The 24,858-nt window shown below is 25.9% G+C and carries 24 protein-coding genes and 1 tRNA gene; 6 read left to right on the top strand and 19 right to left on the bottom strand.

The window, feature by feature from the left end:
- Positions 1-11 precede the first annotated feature (11 nt).
- From JTY60_RS01710 to JTY60_RS01695, 4 genes are all read left to right on the top strand, one after another.
- Complete coding sequence (locus JTY60_RS01710) at positions 12-1,274, top strand: hypothetical protein (protein ID WP_434414388.1); 1,263 nt, start codon at positions 12-14, stop codon at positions 1,272-1,274.
- 38 nt (positions 1,275-1,312) lie between these two features.
- A complete protein-coding gene (locus tag JTY60_RS01705) occupies positions 1,313-2,272 on the top strand; it encodes a hypothetical protein (protein ID WP_434414387.1) in 960 nt (319 codons plus the stop codon).
- A 174-nt stretch (positions 2,273-2,446) separates the two neighbouring features.
- On the top strand, positions 2,447-3,304 hold the full coding sequence (locus JTY60_RS01700) for a hypothetical protein (RefSeq protein ID WP_434414386.1): 858 nt from the start codon (positions 2,447-2,449) through the stop codon (positions 3,302-3,304).
- A gap of 183 nt (positions 3,305-3,487) precedes the next feature.
- Positions 3,488-4,489 (top strand): hypothetical protein, encoded by a 1,002-nt coding sequence (locus tag JTY60_RS01695; protein WP_434414385.1) that lies wholly within the window; start codon positions 3,488-3,490, stop codon positions 4,487-4,489.
- A 175-nt stretch (positions 4,490-4,664) separates the two neighbouring features.
- Here JTY60_RS01695 and JTY60_RS01690 read toward each other — a convergent pair whose 3' ends face one another.
- The 5 genes from JTY60_RS01690 to JTY60_RS01670 all read right to left on the bottom strand — a co-directional run bounded on the left by JTY60_RS01690 (position 4,665) and on the right by JTY60_RS01670 (position 11,412).
- Positions 4,665-6,581 (bottom strand): hypothetical protein, encoded by a 1,917-nt coding sequence (locus tag JTY60_RS01690; RefSeq protein ID WP_434414384.1) that lies wholly within the window; start codon positions 6,579-6,581, stop codon positions 4,665-4,667.
- Positions 6,582-6,589: 8 nt separating this feature from the next.
- Positions 6,590-7,585, bottom strand: coding sequence for a ribonucleotide-diphosphate reductase subunit beta (locus JTY60_RS01685; protein ID WP_434414383.1), 996 nt, complete (start codon positions 7,583-7,585; stop codon positions 6,590-6,592).
- 5 nt (positions 7,586-7,590) lie between these two features.
- The gene (gene nrdE, locus JTY60_RS01680) at positions 7,591-9,696 is read right to left on the bottom strand and encodes a class 1b ribonucleoside-diphosphate reductase subunit alpha (protein ID WP_434414382.1); all 2,106 of its coding nucleotides are present in this window, start codon (positions 9,694-9,696) and stop codon (positions 7,591-7,593) included.
- Positions 9,697-9,781: 85 nt separating this feature from the next.
- On the bottom strand, positions 9,782-10,294 hold the full coding sequence (locus JTY60_RS01675; protein WP_434414381.1) for a hypothetical protein: 513 nt from the start codon (positions 10,292-10,294) through the stop codon (positions 9,782-9,784).
- Complete coding sequence (locus JTY60_RS01670; protein WP_434414380.1) at positions 10,273-11,412, bottom strand: hypothetical protein; 1,140 nt, start codon at positions 11,410-11,412, stop codon at positions 10,273-10,275. Before JTY60_RS01670 ends, JTY60_RS01675 begins: the two co-directional genes overlap by 22 nt.
- Positions 11,413-11,572: 160 nt before the next feature.
- On the opposite strand from JTY60_RS01670, the gene JTY60_RS01665 reads away from it, so the two are divergent.
- A tRNA-Arg gene (locus tag JTY60_RS01665) sits at positions 11,573-11,647 on the top strand.
- A 51-nt stretch (positions 11,648-11,698) separates the two neighbouring features.
- Here the strand turns inward: JTY60_RS01665 and JTY60_RS01660 are convergent.
- From JTY60_RS01660 to ftsY, 7 genes are all read right to left on the bottom strand, one after another.
- The gene (locus JTY60_RS01660; protein ID WP_434414379.1) at positions 11,699-12,379 is read right to left on the bottom strand and encodes a hypothetical protein; all 681 of its coding nucleotides are present in this window, start codon (positions 12,377-12,379) and stop codon (positions 11,699-11,701) included.
- Between the two features lie 97 nt (positions 12,380-12,476).
- Complete coding sequence (locus tag JTY60_RS01655) at positions 12,477-12,845, bottom strand: hypothetical protein (RefSeq protein WP_434414378.1); 369 nt, start codon at positions 12,843-12,845, stop codon at positions 12,477-12,479.
- A 7-nt stretch (positions 12,846-12,852) separates the two neighbouring features.
- Positions 12,853-13,218 (bottom strand): 50S ribosomal protein L19, encoded by a 366-nt coding sequence (gene rplS / locus JTY60_RS01650; RefSeq protein ID WP_434414377.1) that lies wholly within the window; start codon positions 13,216-13,218, stop codon positions 12,853-12,855.
- Entirely contained in the window at positions 13,208-13,957 is a 750-nt protein-coding gene (trmD, locus tag JTY60_RS01645) for a tRNA (guanosine(37)-N1)-methyltransferase TrmD (RefSeq protein ID WP_434414376.1), read from the bottom strand. Before trmD ends, rplS begins: the two co-directional genes overlap by 11 nt.
- Positions 13,958-13,963: 6 nt before the next feature.
- On the bottom strand, positions 13,964-14,236 hold the full coding sequence (gene rpsP / locus JTY60_RS01640; protein WP_434414375.1) for a 30S ribosomal protein S16: 273 nt from the start codon (positions 14,234-14,236) through the stop codon (positions 13,964-13,966).
- Between the two features lie 64 nt (positions 14,237-14,300).
- Positions 14,301-15,620 (bottom strand): signal recognition particle receptor subunit alpha, encoded by a 1,320-nt coding sequence (locus tag JTY60_RS01635; RefSeq protein ID WP_434414374.1) that lies wholly within the window; start codon positions 15,618-15,620, stop codon positions 14,301-14,303.
- A 29-nt stretch (positions 15,621-15,649) separates the two neighbouring features.
- Entirely contained in the window at positions 15,650-16,606 is a 957-nt protein-coding gene (gene ftsY, locus JTY60_RS01630) for a signal recognition particle-docking protein FtsY (RefSeq protein WP_434414373.1), read from the bottom strand.
- Positions 16,607-16,679: 73 nt separating this feature from the next.
- Here ftsY and JTY60_RS01625 point away from each other — a divergent pair, with 73 nt between their 5' ends.
- Complete coding sequence (locus JTY60_RS01625) at positions 16,680-17,090, top strand: HIT family protein (protein WP_434414372.1); 411 nt, start codon at positions 16,680-16,682, stop codon at positions 17,088-17,090.
- Here JTY60_RS01625 and JTY60_RS01620 read toward each other — a convergent pair.
- The 7 genes from JTY60_RS01620 to dnaK are packed head-to-tail and all read right to left on the bottom strand — an operon-like array spanning position 17,087 to position 24,828.
- Positions 17,087-18,775: a phospho-sugar mutase gene (locus JTY60_RS01620; protein WP_434414371.1), complete on the bottom strand. Its 1,689-nt coding sequence runs from the start codon at positions 18,773-18,775 to the stop codon at positions 17,087-17,089. The two genes, JTY60_RS01625 and JTY60_RS01620, sit on opposite strands and share 4 nt — an antisense overlap.
- Before the next feature lie 2 nt (positions 18,776-18,777).
- The gene (metK, locus tag JTY60_RS01615) at positions 18,778-20,034 is read right to left on the bottom strand and encodes a methionine adenosyltransferase (RefSeq protein ID WP_434414370.1); all 1,257 of its coding nucleotides are present in this window, start codon (positions 20,032-20,034) and stop codon (positions 18,778-18,780) included.
- A 3-nt stretch (positions 20,035-20,037) separates the two neighbouring features.
- Positions 20,038-20,889: a ketose-bisphosphate aldolase gene (locus JTY60_RS01610; protein WP_434414369.1), complete on the bottom strand. Its 852-nt coding sequence runs from the start codon at positions 20,887-20,889 to the stop codon at positions 20,038-20,040.
- A 4-nt stretch (positions 20,890-20,893) separates the two neighbouring features.
- On the bottom strand, positions 20,894-21,433 hold the full coding sequence (locus JTY60_RS01605) for an RpiB/LacA/LacB family sugar-phosphate isomerase (protein WP_434414368.1): 540 nt from the start codon (positions 21,431-21,433) through the stop codon (positions 20,894-20,896).
- Position 21,434: 1 nt separating this feature from the next.
- Positions 21,435-21,866, bottom strand: a complete 432-nt coding sequence (locus JTY60_RS01600; protein ID WP_434414367.1) for an RpiB/LacA/LacB family sugar-phosphate isomerase — start codon at positions 21,864-21,866, stop codon at positions 21,435-21,437.
- A gap of 5 nt (positions 21,867-21,871) precedes the next feature.
- Complete coding sequence (locus JTY60_RS01595; RefSeq protein WP_434414366.1) at positions 21,872-22,978, bottom strand: DnaJ C-terminal domain-containing protein; 1,107 nt, start codon at positions 22,976-22,978, stop codon at positions 21,872-21,874.
- Positions 22,979-22,986: 8 nt separating this feature from the next.
- Positions 22,987-24,828 (bottom strand): molecular chaperone DnaK, encoded by a 1,842-nt coding sequence (dnaK, locus tag JTY60_RS01590; RefSeq protein ID WP_434414365.1) that lies wholly within the window; start codon positions 24,826-24,828, stop codon positions 22,987-22,989.
- Positions 24,829-24,858: the final 30 nt, after the last annotated feature.

Raw genomic sequence — 24,858 nt, 5'->3', positions numbered from 1 at the left:
ATAATAATTTTTTGTTAGGTAAAGATATTGAAAAAAATTATTCATCTTTAATGAGTATCCTTCCTTCCCAATTAAATTTAGATAAAAAATATAATTTTTTAACATCGATTAATAACTTTAATTTTGTTGGTAATGAAAAATATAATTTTGCTGGTACTTCAGAGTCAGATAATGGACAATCTTTAAAAGTGTTTCATGGAGATATAAAAGATGGTCTGCTATTTAATTTTTACACTACAGATTATAATGCTACTTTCCAGGGACTTAGTTGATGAAAAATTTTGTTAATTGTTGTTGGGGTTATTGCAGCAATTATTGCGATTGCATTTGGATTCTATAATGCTGCTAGTTATTTTGGTTGAGTAGGTGGCGAAGCTGCAGCTGCTGGAGCTGAAAGCGCTGGAGCTGGTGGTGCTGCGGGAGCAGCAGCTGGGGATGCTGCTGGCGTACTTGATAGATTGGAAATTTACGGTAGGGAGTGGCTTGCAGCTCGAAGAGATATTGACGCTTTAGGCCCAACATGAGCAAATGGTTCTCCATGAGCTACTGGTACAGCTGGGGGCGCGGCTGGAGCTGAAGGGGCTGTTGGAGGTGTGTCAGAAGGAGCTGCTGGAGGTGCTATGGCTGATGCTGAGGGTGCTGTTGGAGGTGTGTCTGAAGGAGCTGCTGGAGGTGCTATGGCTGATGCTGAGGGTGCTGCTGGAGGTGCTTCTGGAGGTTTTTCAGAAAGCGCTATTACTGGTTCTGAAGGTGAAACAGCTTCTGGTGCTGGCGCAAATGAAGAATTAGAAGGAATAAGTGAAGAAGAGGCTGAAAATAATTCAAGTAGTTTTAGGGATAAGCTTGAAGAAAAAGGTAAAGATTTTTTTAATGATTTAAAAAAAGGATATAAAAGCGGTAAAAAAGGTTTTAGAAGTTTTAGAAAAGGAACTTCTAAATTTGGAAAAAAAATATATAAACAAGGAAAAAATTATTTTAGGGAAAAAACTGGAAAAACAAATAAAAATGACTTAGAAAACGCTGTTGGTAAAGGTGGAAAAAATAAACCAGATTATGAACCTTCTACAAGTGGAACTTCTAGACAAAATGTTCAATCAGGTGGCGGAAACTCAAATTTAAATAGGGGAATTACTGCAAATAACACTGGAAAACGCACATATGTATATGGAGAAAATAGCGATTTTTCTACTCCTGACAATGTTACTACTCATTTGTCACCTGGTGGTAGCTCAGACCCTTATAAATTTGAGTGAGATCCTTTTCAAAATCATTAATCAATAAAATATTTTAAGAATGTTATTTATGTGAATATATGAAAAAATTTAATTTATTAATTCTTACAACAATGGGGTTGTTTTGCTTTTCAAGTTTGAACTTAAATTTTGAAAAAAATAATTTAAATCAGCAAAATAGCAACCTAAAAAGCAAAGTAAAAGGTAATTTTAACGAAAGTTATTCAAAAAATTATTTACAATTTTTAAGAAAAATTAAAAACAATACAATATATCAAAATGTTTCTTTGTTTCATAGTGTAAATAATAGTTATTTGTTATTTAGTAGTGTAAATAATAATTATGTTAATGTTTTTAATAAAACTACAAAATCATCTTTTTCTTTGTATTTTTCTAATAATAATTTCTCAATAAATGATAATATTAAAAATAATTACCGATATTTAACTAGTACTTTAACTAATAAATTAAACTTAAAAGATACTAAAAATTACGACGAAAATATTCAAAATTTTGTTTATCAAAGTGATGATTCTTTTACATTTAATGGTAGTGTAATTTCAAGTGATCAGCAATCTGAAAGAAGTTTCTATGGCATTGTAAAAAATAAAAATTTAATAAACTTTAATGTTAATTATTTTGATAAAAATTCTACTGGATTGGGATTTTGAGCAATTTTTGGAATTGTTATTGCAGCAATTATAATCGTTATTTTGATTGCTTGTGGTTTATATGCTTTGGCTGGTAGTTTTAGTGCATTTGCTGATGCTGGTGCTGCTGGAGCTGGTGGTCTTGCTGGAGCTGAAGGTGGCTTTGAGGGGGCTGGTAGTGCTGGTGGTTTTGCTGAAGCTGAAGGTGGTTTTGCGGGGGCAGAGGGAGCGGAAGCTGGAGTTTCTGGTGCTGGTGCTATTGGTGTTGAGGACAGTATTTGAAATTTTTTTATAGATTATTCAAAATTAGAAGCTTATGGGATATATTTAAATGAGTTTGAAACACCATTTTTTTCACCTGTTGGTGAAATAGCTACAACCGAGCTATAAAATTTTTTTTAAAAATTAGAATTAAAAAAAAAAAAAAAAATTTTAAAAAAACTAAAAAATTAAAAAATAATTTTTTTAAAACTTAAAATAAAAAATTTGTTTTTTTTAATTTTTATCTAATTAAATAAAATAAATAAATGTGCTTTTAAAAGGAACTGTTTTTATGGTGAATATATGAAAAAATTTAATTTACTAATCCTTTCAACAATGGGGGTGTTTTGCTTTTCAAGTTTGAACTTAAATTTTGAAAAAAATAATTTAAATCAGCAAAATAGCAACCTAAAAAGCAAAGTAAAAGGTAATTTTAACGAAAGTTATTCAAAAAATTATTTACAATTTTTAAGAAAAATTAAAAACAATACAATATATCAAAATGTTTCTTTGTTTCATAGTGTAAATAATAGTTATTTGTTATTTAGTAGTGTAAATAATAATTATGTTAATGTTTTTAATAAAACTACAAAATCATCTTTTTCTTTGTATTTTTCTAATAATAATTTCTCAATAAATGATAATATTGAAAATAATTACCGATATTTAACTAGTACTTTAACTAATAAATTAAACTTAAAAGATACTAAAAATTACGACGAAAATATTCAAAATTTTGTTTATCGAAATGATAATTCTTTTACATTTAATGGTAGTGTAATTTCAAGTGATCAGCAATCTGAAAGAAGTTTCTATGGCATTGTAAAAAATAAAAATTTAATAAACTTTAATGTTAATTATTTTGATCAAAATCATACTGGACTAGGATTTTGAGCAATTTTTGGAATTGTTACTGCAGCAATTATAATCGTTATTTTGATTGCTTGTGGTTTATATGCTTTGGCTGGTAGTTTTAGTGCATTTGCTGATGCTGGTGCTGTGGGAGCTGAAGGTGGGGTTGCTGGGGCAGAGGGTACTATTGCAAATTTTGGAATAGATTATTCAAATGTTACATATTTGGAAACTTATGGAATAAGTTTAAATAATTTTGATATGCCAATTTTTTCACCTGTTTATCAAACAACTACAATTGCGCTATAAAGTTTCTATTTAAAAATTATTTTTAATATATTTAAAAAAAGAAGAAAATTTTTAAAAAAACTAAAAAATTAAAAAATAATTTTTTTAAAACTTAAAATAAAAAATTTGTTTTTTTTAATTTTTATTTAAATAAATAAAATAAACAAATATGCTTTTTTGAGGAATTGTTTTTATGGTGAATATATGAAAAAATTTAATTTGCTAATCCTTTCAACAATGGGGGTGTTTTGCTTTTCAAGTTTGAACTTAAATTTTGAAAAAAATAATTTAAATCAGCAAAATAGCAACCTAAAAAGCAAAGTAAAAGGTAAATTTAACGAAAGTTATTCAAAAAATTATTTACAATTTTTAAGAAAAATTAAAAACAATACAATATATCAAAATGTTTCTTTGTTTCATAGTGTAAATAATAGTTATTTGTTATTTAGTAGTGTAAATAATAATTATGTTAATGTTTTTAATAAAACTACAAAATCATCTTTTTCTTTGTATTTTTCTAATAATAATTTCTCAATAAATGATAATATTGAAAATAATTACCGATATTTAACTAGCACTTTAACTAATAAATTAAACTTAAAAGATACTAAAAATTACGACGAAAATATTCAAAATTTTGTTTATCAAAGTGATGATTCTTTTACATTTAATGGTAGTGTAATTTCAAGTGATCAGCAATCTGAAAGAAGTTTCTATGGCATTGTAAAAAATAAAAATTTAATAAACTTTAATGTTAATTATTTTGATAAAAATTCTACTGGATTGGGATTTTGAGCAATTTTTGGAATTGTTACTGCAGCAATTATAATAGTTATTTTGATTATTTGTGGTTTATATGCTTTGGCTGGTAGTTTTAGTGCATTTGCTGATGCTGGTGCTGCTGGAGCTGGTGGTCTTGCTGGAGCTGAAGGTGGCTTTGAGGGGGCTGGTAGTGCTGGTGGTTTTGCTGAAGCTGAAGGTGGTTTTGCGGGGGCAGAGGGAGCGGAAGCTGGAGTTTCTGGTGCTGGTGCTGGTGGTGAAAGTGGATTCCAGGGTATTTTAAATCAGCTCGAAAGACTTGAAAAAGAACTTGAACAATTTGGACAAAAAACAAGCGCTTTTAAAAATTTAGCTGAGAATGAACTTTTAGATACTTATAATCACCAGACAGAATTATTTAATATCATAAATCAATTGGATGTTTAATAAAATTAAATTCTTAAGAAAAAAGTAAATTAACTTAAAAATCTTGATAATTGATAAAGAGATTTTTTTAAATTTTTATAAGATTTAAAAAATAATCACCCTAATAAGGGTATTAAAAAAAATAAAATTTTGATAGAGTAGTGGTATTTTTAAAAAATTTTTTCTATAAAATTAACTATTTTTTAAAAAAATCTAAATAATATTTGTCTAATTTATTTCAATTTGGAAAGGTAGTATTTAAAATTTTTCTAAAAATCAAAGCTCCACCTTTTACTCGAAAATTATTTTTTAGAACTTCTTTGATGATTGATGTGTATCCTCTAGTTAATCTCTTAAAACAAGTTGTGCTTGTATAGACAAATAAGTCAGATTTAATGCTATCATCATAGCTAGTAAAAAAATAATTTGCCTTATTATCTGTTAATTTTATAACAATAAAATATAAATCATCAAAGCAAAAACCTATTTTTTTATTTTTTCATTTAATGTTTTTTTCGGGTACATATTGTTTTGATAAAAGAAAAATCATTTCAGATGCGGTTAGACCATCAATTGTATGGTGTATTTCTTTTTTTTTTAATTTAGTGTCAAGACAATTTACAGTTCTAATTGCAGTATAAGGCAAAAATTGTCCAGTAATTCCAGGATTTGCAAGATTATTGGAAAAATAAAAATTTTTAAAAATTGTGTGATTGAAATGATCTGATCATTTAAAGCTTTTTTTATCATATTTAATGCCAAAAATTTTTCCTTGGTCAAAATTTAATTCTTTTTCTAATGTTAAAGGAGTAATAAATTTTATGTATTCTGGATCATCAATTTTTGGAAAAAATTTTTGAATTCTTTTTAAAATTATTGACAAGATTTCTGTTTCGGTAATTTGATCGTTTTTTCAGTTATCAAAAAAATCTAAAAAAGAAATTGTTAAAAATAAATTTTTATTTTTGTTTTTTTCGATTGAACTGTGGTTTTTTAATTGAAAAATAATATTTTGATAATTTTTATTTTTAGTTTGAGATAAATTAGTCTCAAAATCTAAAAGATTTTCATTAAAAATAATAACTTCTTGAGCAATTTGATAATATTTAAAATTATTTTTAAAAATTAAAAAAATTAAGGTTCTTGAAGTTTTAATTTGGTTTTTAAAAAGATCCAAAAATTTTTTAACAAAATCAGAATCTTTATCAAAATAATTTAAAAAATTGTGATAAAAATTTTGACAATAAAGAAATTTTTTTCCTTTAAAAATTTGATTTTTATTTGTTTGATAACCAGTAATATATTCTTTTGCAGATAAAATTTTTTTTAATTTTAAAATTTCAATTAAAGGAATTGATAAGGTATTTTTATTAATATTTTTTTCTAATAAATCAAAAAAACTTTTTAGGCCATTAGAAAAATAAAAATTTCCACCAATATAATAATTTGCAAGATAAATCGCAAATCCAATTGGATCGGTGTCTTTTAATGAAGTTCCAAATTCTAATAAATGGTGTTCAAAAATAGCTTTTAAATTTTTTTCTTCTAAGAAAAAAAAATTTAAAAATTCTTCGCCTGAAGAAAAATTTTTGCAAAATTCAATGATAAAAAAGTTATCATTATAGCCTTTATGCAAAAAATCAAAAAATTCATTAATTTTTTTGGTTGCAATTGGAAATTTTTGTTGTAAAGAAAAAATAAGTAATTTTGAATTAGCATTACTATTAAATTGAAATAATTTACCAATGTAGAAATAATTGTACTTTAAAGAAAAAAAATCAATATTTTCATAAACATTTAATTCTTTTAAAATTTTTGAAAAAACAAAATTTTTTTCAAGACAAAAAGAATGATAATATTCAAAGTTATATTCTATATTGTTAAAATTTATGACTTCACAATAAGTATTTTCGTTTTTTAGTTCTTTAGTATCAGCAATTATTTTTGTTTTAATTGTTTTTGCATTTAAAATTGCTGTAGATAATAAAGCTTCTAGGTTATATCCATAACAAATTACTGAAGGTTTCTTCTTTTTTCATGTTTTTTCATCTTTTAGTTGATAAGGATCAACGCTTTTTTTTTCATTTTTTTTATAGGGTAGTTTTTTTTCCATTTTTTAAATTAAAAGTCGAACAAATCATCATTTTCAATATTACTTGAAAGATTTTCATTTTTTTTTTCAATGTGTTTGACGTAAGTATTGCCTTTTGTGCTAAAAAAATCATGATGATAATTAGTTTTTTTAATTGCCTTAATAATTAAAGGATTAATTGAAACATTTTCAAATTTTTCAGGTTTTTTAAATAATTTTAAAGTTCGATTAGCATTATATTTCATATAATCTAAAACATCATTTTCTAAATTTAAAGGTTTAAATAAATATTTGGTTCATTCAGTTTCTAATTCTCACAATTTATCAAATAAAATAAAAAATTCTTTGTCAACCACTTCCCTATCAGAATCTGATAAATTTTTGTAAATATTATTGGCTAACATTGAAGTAAATGCACCATGCAAAACTTCGTCTCTAATAATTAATGAAATAATTTCACCGCTTGCTGTCATTTTACCGCTACTTGAAAGATAAATTGGATAAAAAAATCCTGTGTAAAATAAAAAATATTCTAAAAAGCATGAAGCAATCATTGCTAAATAGATATCTACTTGCGAAGCATTTAAATTTTTTAATTTTTCTAAGTAATAATTAATGGTTTTAGCTTTTTCTTGAATTAACTCATTTTCTCTTGCAAAAGTAAATAATTTTTCAATTTCTTCATTTGAAAGAATGGTCATAAAAATTGTTGAATAAGATTTTGCATGAATATGCTCCATCATTTCCATAAAAGACAAAACAGCTTTTTGTTGCAAATCTTTGACAAAAAAATTAATTGAAGGTAAATTTTCACAACCTTGTTGTGTGTCTAATAAGGTTAAAAAAACCAAAACTTTTTTAAAAGTATCTTTTTCTTCAGGTTTTAACATATTTCAGCATTCAATATCTTTAGATACTGGAATTTCATCGGGAGTTCACATTTGACTTAAATTTTGCTCAAAAAAAGCTTGAGTTAAATCATCATTTTTTACATTTCAATTAACAGCTTCAAAGGTTTTATTCATTTATTTTATATTGAACAGCTTTCGCATTCTTTTTCTAAATTTTTGGTTTTAATTCTTGTGTAATATAGGGATTTTAGTTTATTTGCTTGGGCAAAAACATAATATGAAACTAGTTTTTCTAAGGAATCATCTTGATTTAGAAAAAGCGTTAAACTAATTCCTTGATCTATATGCTTTTGCATTACAGAAACCAGTTTTATAATATTTTTTTGATCCATATCATAGGCCGATTTGTAATACTTGAAAGTTTCTTTATTTAAGAAAGGCATTGGAAAATATGCTTCCATGGTATTATATTTTCGATATTCAACAAATTCAGAAATTGGAAGAATTGAAGATGTTGCGTTTTGAATGTAAGAAATTGATTGAGTTGGTGCAATAGCTAAGCGATAAGCATGATAAAGACCATAATTTTTAACATTTTCTTTTAAAATATTTCACTCATCCCTTGTAGGAATATGAAATCCTTCAAATAATTTTGAAACTTTTTTGGTTTTAATGGTAAGTTCTACTTCTGACAAATATTTTTCAAAATATCTACCATTTTTATAATCACTTTTTTCAAAATTTAAAAAGGTTGAACGATGGATTCTTGCTAGTTCATTGGAACGAACTAAAGAATAATAATTTACCATCATAAAAAAAATATTTACAAAATCAAGTGCTTCATCACTTTCATAATTAATTTCATTAGTAGCAAAAAATGCTGCTAAATTCATTGCTCCAAGCCCCACTGCTCGAAGTTTTTCTGCAGCTTTTTTAGCACCTGGTGCATTTGTTAAATCAGAAATTTGAATAACTGCTGTTAATGCATCAATTGCGTTAGAAACAACATCACGAATGTTTTTTTTATTCATGACATTTAAAACATTTAAAGAACCTAAAACACAGACAACGTCAAGATTAAATTCAGAAATTTCACCGTAATTGTTAATCACAGAAATTTCTTGTTTTTGCATAATCTCGGTGCACAAGTTAGTAATTCTGATATGGCCATCAATTGGATTGGCGTTGTTTGCATTAGTTTTAAAAAATAAATAAGGATAACCAGATTCTTTTTGAATTCTTGCAATTTTAAACAATAATTCTCTAGCGCTTAAAGAAAGCTTTTTTTTTCTTAAATTTTCATTAGTAACTAAAGAATCATACATTTCTTCCATGCAAATTTCATCTAAGTAAGTGTTTGTTTCTTTGTAAAGGGAATATGGATCGAAAACATAAATTTCTTTATTTTCTTTTGCTAATTCAAAAAATTTTAAAGGAATTGATACCCCAATTGACAAAGTTTTTAAGCGAATTTTTTCATCAATATTTATTTTTTTTGTATCCAAAAATTCTAAAATATCTCAATGAAAAATGCTTAAGTAAACTGCTCCTGCTCCAGGTCTTTGACCTAGTTGATTTGCATATGAAAAAGTATCTTCTAGAAGTTTTGCAACTGGTAATACTCCACTAGACTGGTTTAAAAAGCCTTTGATTGGTGACCCTTGTCCTCTAAGTCTTGTAAGATCAATGGCAACACCACCACCAATTTTTGAAAGTTGAGCCGAAACAGAAATGTTATAATTTATCGAATTTAAAGAATCATCCATTGATAAAAGATAACAAGAATAAAATTCTCCTCTTCTCTTTCTTCCCGCATTCATAAAAGTCGGTGTCGCTGGTTGATATGTTTGATTTAAAAATATGGTTAAAAACTCTCTTACAGCATGAATTTTTCCTTGTCCTAGACATAAAGCACAAGCAACGCAGCGCTCATAAAAATGTTCTAAATAAAAACTTTGATCGTCAGTTTTTAAACTATAGTTTTCATAGAAACGATAAGCTGCTAAAAAAGAAGCAAATTTAAAGTCAAAGTGTTTCCCATAATCAAATAAATCTAAAATGTCATCTTCAAAATAATTTTCAAAAAAATTATCGTAATAATCATTTTCAATCATTCAATTTAGTTTATCTTTGACAGAAGCAAAAGTTTTATATTTAGAATTAATATAATCCAAATATAAATTTAATGCTTTTTTGTCATTTTCAATTAAAGAAAAATCTGGATTTTCTGGGTCAAAAAGACTTAAATAATTGTTTAATCTAAAAAAATCAGTTTCTTTAATCATAATATAAATTATCTCTTCTTCTTATTCTATTTTGGTTTTATTATCGCTTTAGTCTTAATAAGTTTTATTATTTTATAAATTAAATTTATTTCTCAATAAAATCAGAAAAAAAATCAACATTTACCGACTTAAATTCAACATCACTCATGGTAAAATTAATGTAAGAATAAAAGTCGTGTTGTTTTTGTTTTTGGTTTTTATCATAAAATATGTTGTGAAAATAGCATCTAAAAGTATAATTATTATCTTTTTTGCCAATACTATCAATATATAATTTTTTATCAGGTTGATCGGGTAGATATGACAAAAATATATTCCCATTGATAGAAACACTATCAGATGTTGAATCATATTTGCAAAAAAAATGGTCTAAATGGTCGTAGTTTTTACGTTCTGTACCATAACTTACAATTGCACTATCAAAAACTGATCTTGAAAAATTTTTATTAAAATTTTTTTTAATTACTTTCTCAATTTTATCGTTTAAATCAGAAACATCAAGGCTGAGTTTTTGACAAGAAGAAAGAAAAAAAAGTAAAAAAAAGAAAATTAAAAAGTTAAAACTTAAAAAGATTTTTATTTTTGTGGATTTACTCATGCAGAATCACTAATTGTTTCTCATTTAAAATCAATAACTTTACTGTCGTCACTGCGATTAATTTTATTGTTGTCTGCCTGTCAATTAAGTGAAAAAGAAAAATTTAGTAAAAATTTATTATCTAGTTCATATGAAAAATAAATTTTTTTAAGAGATCCATCATTAAATCAAAAGTTTTTGGTGTCATCATTTTTTGCTTCAAAATAATCAGAAGAGTTATGAATAAAGGTAGAACTATCAATAGAAATTAAATTTCAGTCAGAATCTAAAGTAATTGGTGAAGTATCAGAAGTTTTATCAAACAAACCATAACCAATAACTTTAAATTTTGAAGTGTCTATTTTAAATGAAGAATCAAAATTTTTAAAATGATTAATAAATATTTTTTTAAAATTATCAGAATCAGTATTAATAATATGTGAACTATTTATAGAATTTAATTTTTCAATTCTATCTAAGTTTTGAACATTAGAAATAGATAAAGTATTATCAATAAAAGAACCGGCTGTGTCTGAAAGTTGAAAATCGTAGGTTATTTTATAGATGTCTGAAATATCTTCTGAATATCCATTTAAAGAAAATAACATGGTAAAATGACCACTTGGATCTTCGGTTGTTGGTAATTTTAAAAAATTATAATTTAGATATGGTTTTAAAAAATCTTTATTTTTGTAAAAATCTGCCAAATATTTACCAACACCAATTAATTCAATATTAGAATCACTAATATCATCTAAGTTGTATGAAGCGCCACCTGGTGCTGAGCCAGTTACAGTAAGTTTTGGAAATCAATAAAGTGCTGATCAATTTTTAGTATTGTTTAAATTAGTTAAGTAATTTTGCCCATCAAGAAAAGATGTAATATCACTTTTTAATTTTGGTCCAATTTTATAATTATTTCATTTTTTATCATCATTTTCTGCACCTCAATTGTAATCATCTTTGACTCACCCAAAATGGTCTTTAACTATTTTAATAAAACTTTTATAGGCTAATTCTCCATTTTCAAAATTATTTTTAGAAGAACATGCAGAAAGCAAAAGTAGTGGTGAAAACAAAATAAGTGAAAAAAGTTTTGATTTTTTCTTATACCTTTGATTATGATTTAAATTACTCATATAAATTTGTATTTTTTAAATTTCTTTTAGTTTTGTGTTTTTATTTTTAGATAAAAGTATTAATGTAAATTATTATAAGATATTAAAAAATATTTTTTAAAAAACTGGCAAAAAATATTTTAAAAAAAACAAAATTAATTTATAATTTTATTGTATTTCTGCCCACATAGTTCAATGGATAGAATAGAAAACTTCTACTTTTCTGATGGGGGTTCGACTCCCTCTGTGGGTGCCATTTATTTAATAAAAATTTATAAAAAATTTGTTATTAAATAAGTAAAAATTATTAATTGTTGTTGTAATAAAAATTATCTAATAAAACATTAAAAAATGTTGGGTTTCCATCATTGTCGTAGTTAATTTCTAGTTTGCAAGTTAAGATAATTTTTCCATTACTATCTATATCATACAAAGTAAAAAAGTCAAATGATTTATCGCTTTTTCAATTTTCTGTTTTTAAAAAATTATTCACAGAACAAACATACATATCACCATTATTTTGGCATTGATGTTTATTAAAATCTCAATTTTTAAAAAAATCTAAATTGTAGTTGCTGTTAATTTGGGTTTTATCTTTTGGTGGGTTTGTATCTTTACCTAGATTGAAAAATGATAAAAAATTTGTTTTAATATCGTCATTTTGTAAATGATTCTTAATCTTATCAATTTGATTATTAGTAAAATATTTATTTAATTCACCTAAATTTAATTGAGGACCTTTTGTTTTATCCTTATTTTGAAAATTTAAATTTTTTAATAAATTATTCATTTTTTCAGATTGGTCTAAAAAATAAATATTTTTTAGTTGAACATTTGAATAATCAGCGCCTAAGGTGTAATTTGCAAGATAATAACTACTATCAAGTAAATCTTGAACGATAATATTTATTTGAAAATCATTATTGGAAGTTATGTTGTTATAATTTTTAAACAAAATATTTCAAATTTGAGAATCATCTTTGTTCAAAATACTATTGTTTTTTAAATCTGTTGATTTAAAATTATCAATATTATCAATAAAATAACATAGTTTAAAGTCTGGATTTCTAAAGTCAATTGAAAATTTAAAATTTTTTTAATTCATCTTCGGTTGTTGGTACTGGAGTGACAGATGTGTTAAAAGAAAAATTTTGAGGTAAATATAAAATATTATTTGATTGTTTATCTTTATCGCGAAAATTGTTGCGAAAACTAGAAGATGATACAAAACTTTCAAGATCTTTTTTAAAGTTAATGTTAAAAACAATTTGATTTCAAGTTTTATTATCATCTTCACTACCCCAACCAGCAGCATCTTTTTTTCAACCAAAGTGATCTTTGAAGGTTTTTACAATTTTATTTTTATTAAAATGAAAAATAATTTTATCACTACAAGATACAAGAAACAAAGATGATAAAAAAATAGGTAAAAATTTTTTATTTTTAAAATTCATTAAAAAATTATTTCTTACTTAAGTATTGAGTTTTTTTTACTAAAGGAATGTTTTTTCCTTTGTGTTTTCTCAAGAAATAAAGTTTTGCTCTTCTAACTTTATAAGAGTTAATGATATCAATTTTACTTATTGATGGACTATTTAGAAAAAAAGTTCTTTCAACATTTACACCAAACAAATTTTTTCTTAAAGTAAATGTTTTTGTATTGCTCGTTCCTTTTTTACTAATACATAAACCATCAAAATTTTGAATTTTTTTTTTATTTTTTTCTTGAAAAATTAATTGAATACTAATATAATCGCCAACATTAAAATTTTTAACATCATCCCTTACATATTGAGATTTAACAACTGCCAAAATTTTATTTTCCATTTTTTTCGATCTTCTCCTTTTTAATTATTTCTCAAAGATACATAATTTTATCATTAGAAAAATGATAATTTAATAATAGGTCTTTTCTTTTTTTATAAGTATTTTCCAACATTGATTTATTTTTTCATTTTTCAATTTCTTTGTGATTTCCGCTTCTTAATACATTTGGAACTTCAATATTGTTGAAAGTAACAGGTTTCGTAAAATTATTGCAATCCAAAAGCCCATGATAAAAAGAATCATTTTCAATGTTTTTCTTTTTAATAAAATCAGGAATTAATCTAATTATTGCGTCTAAAACAACTAAAGTTGCAATTTCTCCAGCATTTAAAACATAATCCCCAACCGAAAGTTCCATATCAACTTCATTTAAGATTCTTTGATCAAATCCCTCGAATCTAGTATTTACAAAAATTAAATTTTTTTTTAAATTTAATAACTCTAAAGCAATTTCTGTTGAAAACTTTTTTCCTTGTGGTGATAATAAAATAACGTAAGAATTCTTATTTTTTAAAGATTTTATTGCTTTACTTAAAACCAAAGGATTTACAAGCATTCCCCCAATTCCACCAAATGCTGGGAGATGAAAAGGAATTTTATTTTCATCTGAAAATTTTTGTAAATTTAATAGTTGATAATCAAAGTATTTTTTTAATCCTTTTTTGGGAAAAGAAAAAGAAAAATAAGTATTAAATAAATTTTCAAAGACCGTAATAATAAAAAAATTATATATTTTCAAAAAATTTTATAAGTTTTTGTTTTGTTTTTGTTTTAAATATAATTCAAAAATTTTTTTTTGTTTAAACAAGTTTTTGACAGTTTCTGAAGGTTGTGCCCCAACTAATAGCCATTTAACGCAAAGATTTTCATTCAAAACTAATTCTTTAGAAGCAGGGTTATAATTACCTAAGTTTTCTAAATAATTAAAGCATTTTGCTTTTTGTTTTGAATCAACTGCAACAATTCGATAGTGAGGAAACTTTTTTTTGCCAAATCTTGTAAGTCTTATTTTTACCATATTCTTTATTTATCCTTATTTAACAAAAGTATTATAAAATAAAATTAGATATTTTTATTAAAAGTTAAAATTTAAATCCTTTTAAATTTCGATTTTTTAAATGTTTTTGAAGGGTCTTATATTGTTCTCATTGACGAAGTAATAAATTAAATTCTTGATTATTTCTTCCAGAGCCTTTAATAATTCGATTTTTTCGAAAACTATTTTTTAATAATTTTGGATCTTTTCTTTCTTTTAAAGTCATACTGTTAATTAAAGCGGTAAAAATAATAATTCTTTTGTTAATTATTTCTTTTTGCTCTGGGGTAATTTTTTGCATTTGAGGCATAAATGACAAAAACTTGGAAATTTTATTAAATTTTTTAATTTGTAAAAGTTGTAATAATAAGTCGTTCAAGTCATACTGATTGTTTAAAATTCTTCTTTCAATTTTTTCATCAGTTTTTTCAGACAAAATTAATTTGGCTTTTTTTAAAACTGAAAGAGGACTTTCAATACTTAAAATTTTTTGAACAATTTTGGTTTTATCAAAATTTTCAATATCTTCAATTTTTTCTCCAAAAGTTAAAAATTTTATCGGTACTTGATGTTTGTAAACAATACTAAAAATTGAACCGCCTTTCGCCATACCTTCCATTTTTGTGCCAATTATTCCAGTTACATTAACATATTCTTTAAATTGTTCAAAAATATTTAATGCCATTTGCCCAATGTTTGCATCAGTAATATAAAAAATTTCTAATGGATCAATTAATTTACAAATACTTTCTAATTCAAACATTAACTTTTTATCGACATGAAGTCTACCAGCAGTATCTAAAATTAGATAATCATAACCATTTTTAACGGCAAAGTCTTTAATTTCTTTGGCAATTTTTAAGGGTTCTTTGGTTTCAGTTTCAAAAAAAACGCATTTATCATTATTAATTTCTTTAATAAATAGTTTAAGTTGTGTTAATGCTTCTGGTCGATAAACATCTACAGAACCAACTAAAACTTTTTTGTCCTCTTTTGCCAATAAATTGGCAAGTTTTGCGCAAGTTGTTGTCTTACCACTTCCTTGAAGGCCGCAAATTAAATAGCAAGAAAAATTAGCTTTTTTTAAATTAATGGCATTATTTGATAAAAAAGTTGCTTCTAATGCCTTTTTTAGTTCTTTAATAATAAAACTATTAGCATTAACTTTAACGTCTTTGGTGTCAATTAAAATTTTTTCTTTTAATTCGTTTAAAAATTTATCAACTAAATTTACTTCAATATCTGCGTTTAAAAAAACAATTCTTATTTCTTTGAAAATATCATCTATAAGTTGGGGGGTTATTAAAACACTGTTTTTTGCTCTAGTTAAGCATTTTGCTAATTTTTTTGAAAGGTAGTTAAACATATAAAAATTTTAATAAAAAAATGAAAAAATTAATAAAAATTGAAGTTAGTTTCGAGATAATTTTCTAAATCAAAAACTAAAAAATCATCGATTTTTTCCCCAGTTCCAAAGAAAAATACTGGTAGTTTAAAAAAATTGTTAATTTTAAAAATAATCCCAACTTTTGAAAGGCTATCAACCTTTGTAAAAATAATTCCGGTAAGATTTAGCTTTTCTTGAAAGTATTGGATTTGATTAAAGCTGTTTTGCCCTGTTAAACTATCAACAATCATAATAATTTCATCGCATTGATAATTTAATAATTTTTCTGGAATTGAAGCAATTTTTTTTAATTGATTTAGTAAATTAACATTACTTTCAATTCTTCCTCCACTATCAAAAATAATTAATACTTCTTCATCTAAATTTTTTGCAAAATTGATAGCTTCATACATTAAACTTGCTGGGTCCTGATAAGGTTTTTTCGGTTTTATAATGTCAATATTTAATTTATTGGCAAAAAAAGCTAATTGCTCTACAGCACCTTTTCTAAAAGTATCACCAGCAACAAGCAAAACCTTAATTTTTTTTTGAAAAAAATTGGCAAGTTTTGCACAAGTTAAGGTTTTTCCGACGCCATTAATACCAACAATTAAAAAAATTTTAATTTTGTTAGTAGATAAAAAAATTTCTCTTTCATTTAAATAACTGTTTTTTAAAATATCAATTAATAACTTATTTATCTCTTTAGGATCAGAAATTTTTAAAATTTTTACTTCTTTTTTTAGTTGTTCAATGATAATTTCTGATAAATCATAAGAAAAATCAATTTTTAACAAAATATTTTTTAATTCTAAAAAAAAATCATCATCAATTTTTGTCGTAAAAGAGGTTAATTTCTGAAAAAATTTTTTAATAAAAGAGCTTGATTGGTAAAAAGTAGATTGATATTTTTTTTTATCAAGTTCTTTTTCTTTTTTTGAAAAAAATTTTTTAAAAAGAGCCATTTCGATTAATTTTATTTTAAGTTTTAAAAAAAGTTTTTAAAAAAAACTTATTTTGGATAATAATTTTAATAAGATGAATGAAAAATGTATTTTTTGTGATATTGTTAATTCAAAAATTAAAAGTTACAAAATCGATGAAACAAAAAATTTTATTGCAATCCTTGATCTTTTTCCCATTGAATATGGACATACGCTGGTAATTTCTAAAAAACATTATCAAAATTTTTTAGAAGTTTCAAAAGATGATTTAAATGAAGGAATTCAATTTGTTGCCAAAATTTCTAAAGAAATCCAAAAAAAAATTCATTGTGATGGTTTTAATATTACAACCAACATTAATAAATGTGCAAATCAAATTATCTTTCATTTTCACTGACATATTATTCCAAGATATAATAAAAATCCTTATAAGCAAGAGAACAAAAGAACAAAAATGGATAAAAATGATTTTTTAAAATTGCAAGAAAAGTTAAAGTGTTTTTAACTAAATTCTTCGATTTTTAATTTAATAAAAGAATTTAGACCAAATTTTAATTTGTTGTAAACTTCTTCACATTTTTCTTTGTTTTTAGATGATATTGAAAGATAAATTTTTATTTTTGGTTCAGTTCCAGAGGGACGAATTGCAAATCAGCCATCCTCGACAGTATATTTAATTAAGTTACATTTATAATCATTTTTTGGAAAAGTAATTAAGTAATCTTGTTTTTGTAAAACAAAAACATTGTTAATATTTTTAATTCTTCGAGTTCGAAAGATTTCCATAATTTTTCCAAATATTTCCATGCCTTTTAGACCCTTAACAACAATTGAAAAATCATTTTCAATGTAATATCCATATTCTTTTTGAATGTTTTCATAAACTTCTAAAAGGGATAAATTGTATTTTACTTTGTAATAGTTTGCAAGATCTACAAGAAGCACTGCTGCTTGAAAAGAGTCTTTATCAAGAACAAAATCCGAAACTAAATATCCAATTGCTTGTTCAAAGGCAAAAACCATTTTATATTTTGGATTTTCAATAATTTCTTTTGCCATTCATTTGAATCCAGTTGGAGTGAGAATTGTTTTTACATTGTGCTTTTCTGCAATTTTGGAAGGTAAAGAACCAGAAACAAATGTTGTATACATTACCGAATTTAACGGTAATTTTTCTTGTTTCTTTAGTTCGGTAGTCAGATAATAAATCATAATAGAAGCAACTGTGTTTCCAGATAAAATTTCATATTTATCTTTTTCTGAATTTTTTACTGCAACTCCAAGGCGATCTGCGTCTGGGTCGGTCATAATAATAATGTCTGAATCATTTTTCTTTGCATATTGAAAACTTAATTCAAAGGCACTTTTATCTTCTGGATTGGCGCATTTTGTATGAGTAAAGTTACCATCAACCACACACTGTTCTTTTACCAAATCAACCTCATATCCAAGTTCTTTTAAAATCTTTGGCATCAAATAATATGAAGTGCCGTGTTGGGCTGAAAAAGTTAATTTAATTTCTTTTTTTAAGTGACTGTTCAAAGCTAAATTTTTAACTAAATTTTTGTAATTTAAAATTATTTCTTCATCAATTTCATTAATAAAATCGCTTTTTTTTGAAAAAGAAAAATCAAAAATAAATTCATCAGTTATTTTTTCCATTTCTTTTTGAATTAACTTTGTCTCTTTGGGCAAAAGTTGAGCCCCAAAAGAATTGTAAATTTTAAAACCATTATACTCTTTTGGATTATGAGATGCAGTAATTACAATCCCAGCAATTGCATTTAACTCTCTTACTGCAAATGACAATAAGGGCGTTGGCATTAATTCATTATTTTTTGTTAAATAAACTTTAACTTTGAATGAAGAAAAAATATCTGCCACTAAGCTTGCAAAATAAGCACTATTATTACGGTTATCATGAAAAATAACAATTCCTTTTTCATAAAACTTTTGTGATAAAACATTTTTTTTTAAATAGTTAAAAAAAGCAATTGTTAAGCGAATAATTGTGTATTTATTTAGGTAACTTGGACCAATCCCCATAACAGCACGAACTCCAGCAGTACCAAACTCTAATTCTTTTAAGAAACCATTTTCAATTTCATATTTTTGATATGAATTTAAAATTTTTCTTTCATCACTTGTAATATTATCATTTCAAAAATCAACTCTTTTTTGTAAGTCCATGGTTAATTATTTCTTTCTGCATACCAGCCAATAATTTTGTTTTTTAAAATATCTACCATATCTGCCTTTTCTCAAGGATAATCAGGTGCAGTAAAATGGCCGTATGTTGCTGTTTTATTATAACTTATTTTTTCTGAAGAAAGCAAATTTATTATTGAAGAAACGCGACAATCAAAGACAGAAAAGACAATTTTTGTCAATTCCTCTGCTGTTAAATTTTTTTGATAAATATTATATTGTTTAAATTTTTCAAAGTTTAAATTAGTAAAATTTAAATAATATGCAACTGGTTTTGAAATTCCAATACTAAATGCCAATTGAACTTCGCATTCATCTGCAATTCCCAAGCAAATTAAATTTTTGGCAATATATCTCGCAAAATATGCCCCGCTTCGATCAACTTTTGTCAAATCTTTACCAGAAAGTGCCCCGCCCCCAATTTTTCCCCAAGAACCATAAGTATCAACAGCTAATTTTCTGCCAGTAAGACCAGTGTCTGCAACAAAACCACCATAATGAAAATTTCCGGCTGAATTAATTTTAATTTCTAATTTATCAGAAAAACTACTCAAATATTGATATTTTTGAATAAATTTTTGAATAACTTCCTTGTTTAATAAGGTTCTTAAGTCCAACAATGGAAAGTTTTTTGCATGTTGACAACTTAAAACAATTACTTTAGTAATAAATTTTTTTTGAACATCAAAATCTCCAGATATTTGACACTTCATGTCAGGAAAAATTTTATCTGGATAAAAATTTTTTCGAAATTGAGTTGCCATTCAAATTAATTTTTGTGCTAAAAAATAAGGCTCTGGCAAATAATTTGCATCTGGTTTATTAACAGCATATCCATAACACATTCCCTGATCACCAGCACCAAGCGAATTTTTATCATCAATCGAGCTATCAACAGATTTTTTAATTTCTTTTGATTGTTTTGAAATTAAATTAATAATTTTTATTTCAGAAAAATTAATTCCATAATCAATTTCTTGATTTTTTAAATAAATTTTTTCTAAAACATTTTTGACAATTTGTACAATATCATCGGTTAGATTGACTTTTTTTTCTAATTCTTTGGAAGAAAAAGAAATTTCACCACCAACAACAATAACTTTTCTGCAACAAAAAACCTCACAAGCAACGTGAGCTTTTTGATCAATTGACAAACAAAAATCTAAAACAGAATCACTAATTTGATCGCAAATTTTGTCAGGATGACCTTCGCTTACTGATTCAGATGATAAAAATATCATGAACTAATATCTGTTATTTGACATGCAAATTAAAATTTTTTCTTCACAAACTTTTTGAATTTCTTTAACTGCTGCATCTAAAAATAATCTTGGATCATTATTTTTTGGATTACTAGCAAAAAAGTTTTTCAAACTATTTGCATATGGCGCTTTAAGTTCGGTACCAATATTAACTTTGCAAACACCTGCTTTGATACAAGATCTAATTTGTTCTTTTGTAAGTCCGCTTCCGCCATGTAAAACTAAAGGAATATTGCAAATTTTTTTCACTTCTTCTAAAAGTTTTACATTTAAAACTGGTTTTTTAAAGTAAATTCCATGAGCTGTTCCACATGCTACAGCTAAACAATCAACTTCAGTTTTTTCAACAAAATCCTTAACAATTTCTGGGGTTATTCAAGCATCTTCTTGATGTTCAACTTCCAAATCATCCTCAACTCCTGAAATTGTCCCAAGTTCTGCTTCAACTGTTGCATCATACTTTTCTGAAAGTTCAACAACTTCTTTGGTTAATTCAATGTTTTTATTCAAGGAAAAATGAGATGCATCAATCATTACCGATCTAATTCCGTGATCTAATCCTTCAGCAATTTGGTTAATTGTGTGATGGTGATCCATATGTAATGCAATTGGAATGTCATATTTTTTTGAGTATGAAGAACAGATTGCAATAATTTCTTCAAGCCCGGAAAACTTAAAAGTTGATGGTGTGCATGCCAAAATTAATGGACTTCTAAGTTTTACAGCGGCATTTACACAAGCTCTAATATTTTCTAAGTTATGAACATTAAATGCAGGAACTGCGTAATGATATTTTTGTGCTTTTAAAAGCATTTTTTTTAAATTTGCTAGCATATTTTTAGTACCTTGGTAATTCGGTTTCCTCTTTTTCAATTCCGTCAGTAAAAAAACCTTGATATCATTGTTTTAACAAGGAATTAAATAAAGTTTTTGAAGTGTTTGTCACTTTTATTTGATTGTCAATTGCTTCAACTAATTCTGGATATTTTCCTAAATATTGGGTTGATAAAAAAACATCAATCATGTTTTGGATCAGACCAATTGAAATAATTCTGCCTCCAAACGCCAAAACATTAGCATCAAATAATTCTCTAGCTTTTTTACAAATTAAAATGTTTGTTGCTAAAACACAACGAACATTTTTTACTTTATTGCAAGCGTTTGAAATTCCAATTCCAGTACCACAAAGACAAATTCCAAAATCAACTTTTTTTTTACTAACTAAAATTCCAACACTTCTTCCAAATATTGGGTAGTGGGTTGAAACTTTATTATAACAACCACAATCCAAAACGATAATGTTTTTGGATTTTAAATATTCAATGATTTGTTCTTTTAAATCAACAACAGTGTGATCACAACCAATTGCTATTTTCATATTAATTTACCATTAAATCTAACATTTCTAAACGAATTTTATGTCTTTTATTTTCATATACAGTTTTTAGATAGGCATCAATAATTGATTTAGCTAAAGGAACTGCTACAAAAGATAAAGGAACAATTAAAATATTTGCATTGTTATGTAACATTGTCATATGAGAAGAATGTTCTTCTGTAACTAAGGCAACAATGAATTTTTTAACTTTTGAAAGAAACATAAAGGGAAAAATTCCATAATTATCTAACAAAATAACTCTTAATGAAAAATCTTTTTTAAGAGCTTTTGTAATCTCTTTTGACAACTCAATCACACAATTATTAGAAATTTCTAAAACAATTTGATAATTATTAGCAACTAAAAATTCCTTAATTTTTATTGCTTCATTTTGGAAATTTTTATGATAGCCAAGAATAATTTTATTTTCCATCTGTTTTATTTTAAGGTAGATTTTAGTTTTTCAAAAAATGTTTTCGTTGGAGTTGAATCAATATCTCTTTGAATATCGTATAAAAAGTTTTTTTCTTTGTGAGAAATTTCACTAGATTCTGGAATATAAATAACAATTTTAATGTATAAATCACCTTTTTTATTTTTATTATTTAGAAAGGGAACTCCATGTCCTTTAACACAAAATATTTGCCCAGAATGAGTACCTTTAGGAATTTTAATTTTTATTGTCGATCATGGAGATAAAACTTCAAGGGTGGTACCAATTACTGCATCACTGTAATGCAAGGGAACTTCTAATAGTAAATCATTATCATCCCTTTTAAAGTACTTATGAAAATCAACAGAAACTTTTACAAAAATACTGGCGCTTTTACGGAAAAATTTTTCTAGGTTTACTTTTAGGGCTTGTCCGTTTTGAATTCCGGCAGGAATTGAAATTTCAATCGTTTTAGTGCTTTTTACATGACCAGATCCACCACATAGATGGCATTTTTTGGTGATTATTTTTCCCTTACCTTTACAAGTTGGACAAGTTGTAACAACATGGCCGAAAGGACCAACTTGTTGATAAACTTTTCCTTTACCATTACAAGTTGGACAAGTTTTTACATCTTTCGGAGTTTCAGCCCCACTTCCATTACAATGAGGACAAATGTCATTTATTGTCACTGATAATTTTTTATCACATCCATATAAGGCATCTAAAAAAGAAATCTTAATATTTTTTACGGTTGTTTTTTGTTGTTGAAAAAAACTTTCATTTGAACCAAAATCTCCAGTAAATTGATCAAAAATACTTCCAAAAATGTCATTAAAGTTAAAGTCTTGCGAAAAGCCTTGGAATGGAGAACCTTGTTCTCCATATTTAAAGGCATCATGACCATGCATATCATACAATTTTCTTTTTTCTGGATCAATTAAAACCTGATATGCCTCATTTACTTCTTTAAATTTAGCCTCAGCGTCTGGTTCTTTGTTTACATCTGGATGAAATTTTCTTGCAAGTTTTCTGTATGCAGCTTTTATTTCAGCATCAGTTGCGTCTTTTGAAACTTGCAAGACATCATAATAATCTCTTTTATTTGCCATTATTTTAATTATTTATCAGTATTTTCATCAACAATTTCTGCATCCACAACATCATCTTTTTTGTCATTTTCACTGTTGTTTTCAGTTACTTGTTCTTGATCTGATTCTTGTTTTTGAGCATTTTGTTGCTGTTGCATGAATTGAGCTGCAGCTTGCATTATTTTATCCATTTCATTGCATTTTTTTTCAATTTCTGAATAATTTTCTTCTTTGATTGCAGTTTCTAATTCATCACGATTTTTTTTAAGTTCAACAAATTGAGGGTTTTTTTCGTCTTTAATTTCTTTCAACATTTGATCCATTTGATGTAATCAATTTTCACCCTTATTTTTAGTTTCAATATTTTTTTTAAGAAGCTCGTCTTTTTCTTTGTTTTCTTCGGCTTCTTTAATCATTCTTTCAATTTCCTCTTTTGAAAGTCCACTACTATCTTTAATTGTTACTGATTGTTCTTTTTTTGTTTTTAAGTCTTTTGCAGTCACATTTACAATTCCATTAACATCGATTGAGAAAGTAACTTCAATTTGAGGAACACCACGAGGTGCTGGGTCAATACCTTGTAAAGTAAATCTACCAAGTGATTTGTTATCTCTTGCCAATTGTCTTTCACCTTGCAAGACATGAATATCTACTGCTGGTTGATTATCTTCTGCTGTAGAAAAAACTTGTGATTTATTTACAGGAATTGTTGTATTTCTTTTAATTAATGGCGTCATTACCCCACCAACTGTTTCAATCCCTAGACTTAAAGGGGTAACATCTAAAAGTAAAACATCTTTGACATCACCTTGAATAACACCAGCTTGAATTGCCGCTCCAAGGGCAACAACTTCATCTGGATTAATTGATCTGTTTGGTTTTTTACCTAATTCTTTTTCAACTAAATTTTGAACTGCAATAATTCTTGTACTTCCACCAACTAACAAAATTTCATTAATATCTGAAGGAGATAATTTTGCATCCTTTAAGGCATTTAAAACTGGTTCTCTTGTAAGTTCTACTAATTCACCTGTTAGTTGATCAAATTTTGCTCTTGATAATTTGTAACTTAAGTGTAAAGGTCCAGATTTATCCATTGAAATAAATGGTAATTCAATTGTTGTTTCTAATGATTGACTTAACTCTTTTTTAGCTTTTTCTGCAGCCTCTTTTAATCTTTGAAGCGCCATATTATCTTTTGAAAGATCAATTGCGTGGTCTTTTTTAAACTCATTAATTAATCAATCAATAATTTTATTGTCAAAATCATCACCACCTAAGTGATTATTTCCAGAAGTTGAAAGAACTTGAAAAGTACCTTCATGCATTTCTAAAATACTAACATCAAAAGTTCCGCCACCTAAGTCATATACCAAAACTTTTTTTTCTTGTTCAGATTTGTCAATTCCAAAAGCTAAGGCTGCAGCTGTTGGTTCATTAATAATTCTTTCAACTTTTAATCCAGCAATTTCACCAGCAACTTTTGTTGCCTGTCTTTGTGCGTCATTGAAATATGCAGGAACAGTTATTACTGCTCTTTTAATTTCACTTCCAACATAATCACTTGCAAATTTTTTTAGCTTTTGAAGAATAATAGCACTAATTTGTTCTGGCGAATAATCTTTACCTTTTATTTTCACCTTTTCATTAGTTCCCATTTTTCTTTTAATAGATACTACTGTGTCTGGGTTAACAACAATTTGGTTTTTTGCTGCTTGACCAACAATAATATTTTCATCCTTAAAAGCTACAACTGAAGGAGTAGTTCTACCACCTTCTTCGTTAGTAATAACTTTTGCGTCTTTTCCTTCCATAATTGCAACACAAGAGTTAGTTGTTCCTAAATCAATTCCAATTATTTTGTTACTCATATATTTTTTTTTTTTTTTTTTTAGTCGTTA

The sequence above is a fragment of the symbiont of Argiope bruennichi genome (genome assembly GCF_051094275.1).
In the GTDB taxonomy this organism is placed as follows: domain Bacteria; phylum Bacillota_I; class Bacilli_A; order Mycoplasmatales; family SG1.
Note: the sequence above shows the minus strand (reverse complement) of the source record. Positions and strands in the feature narration are given on the sequence as shown.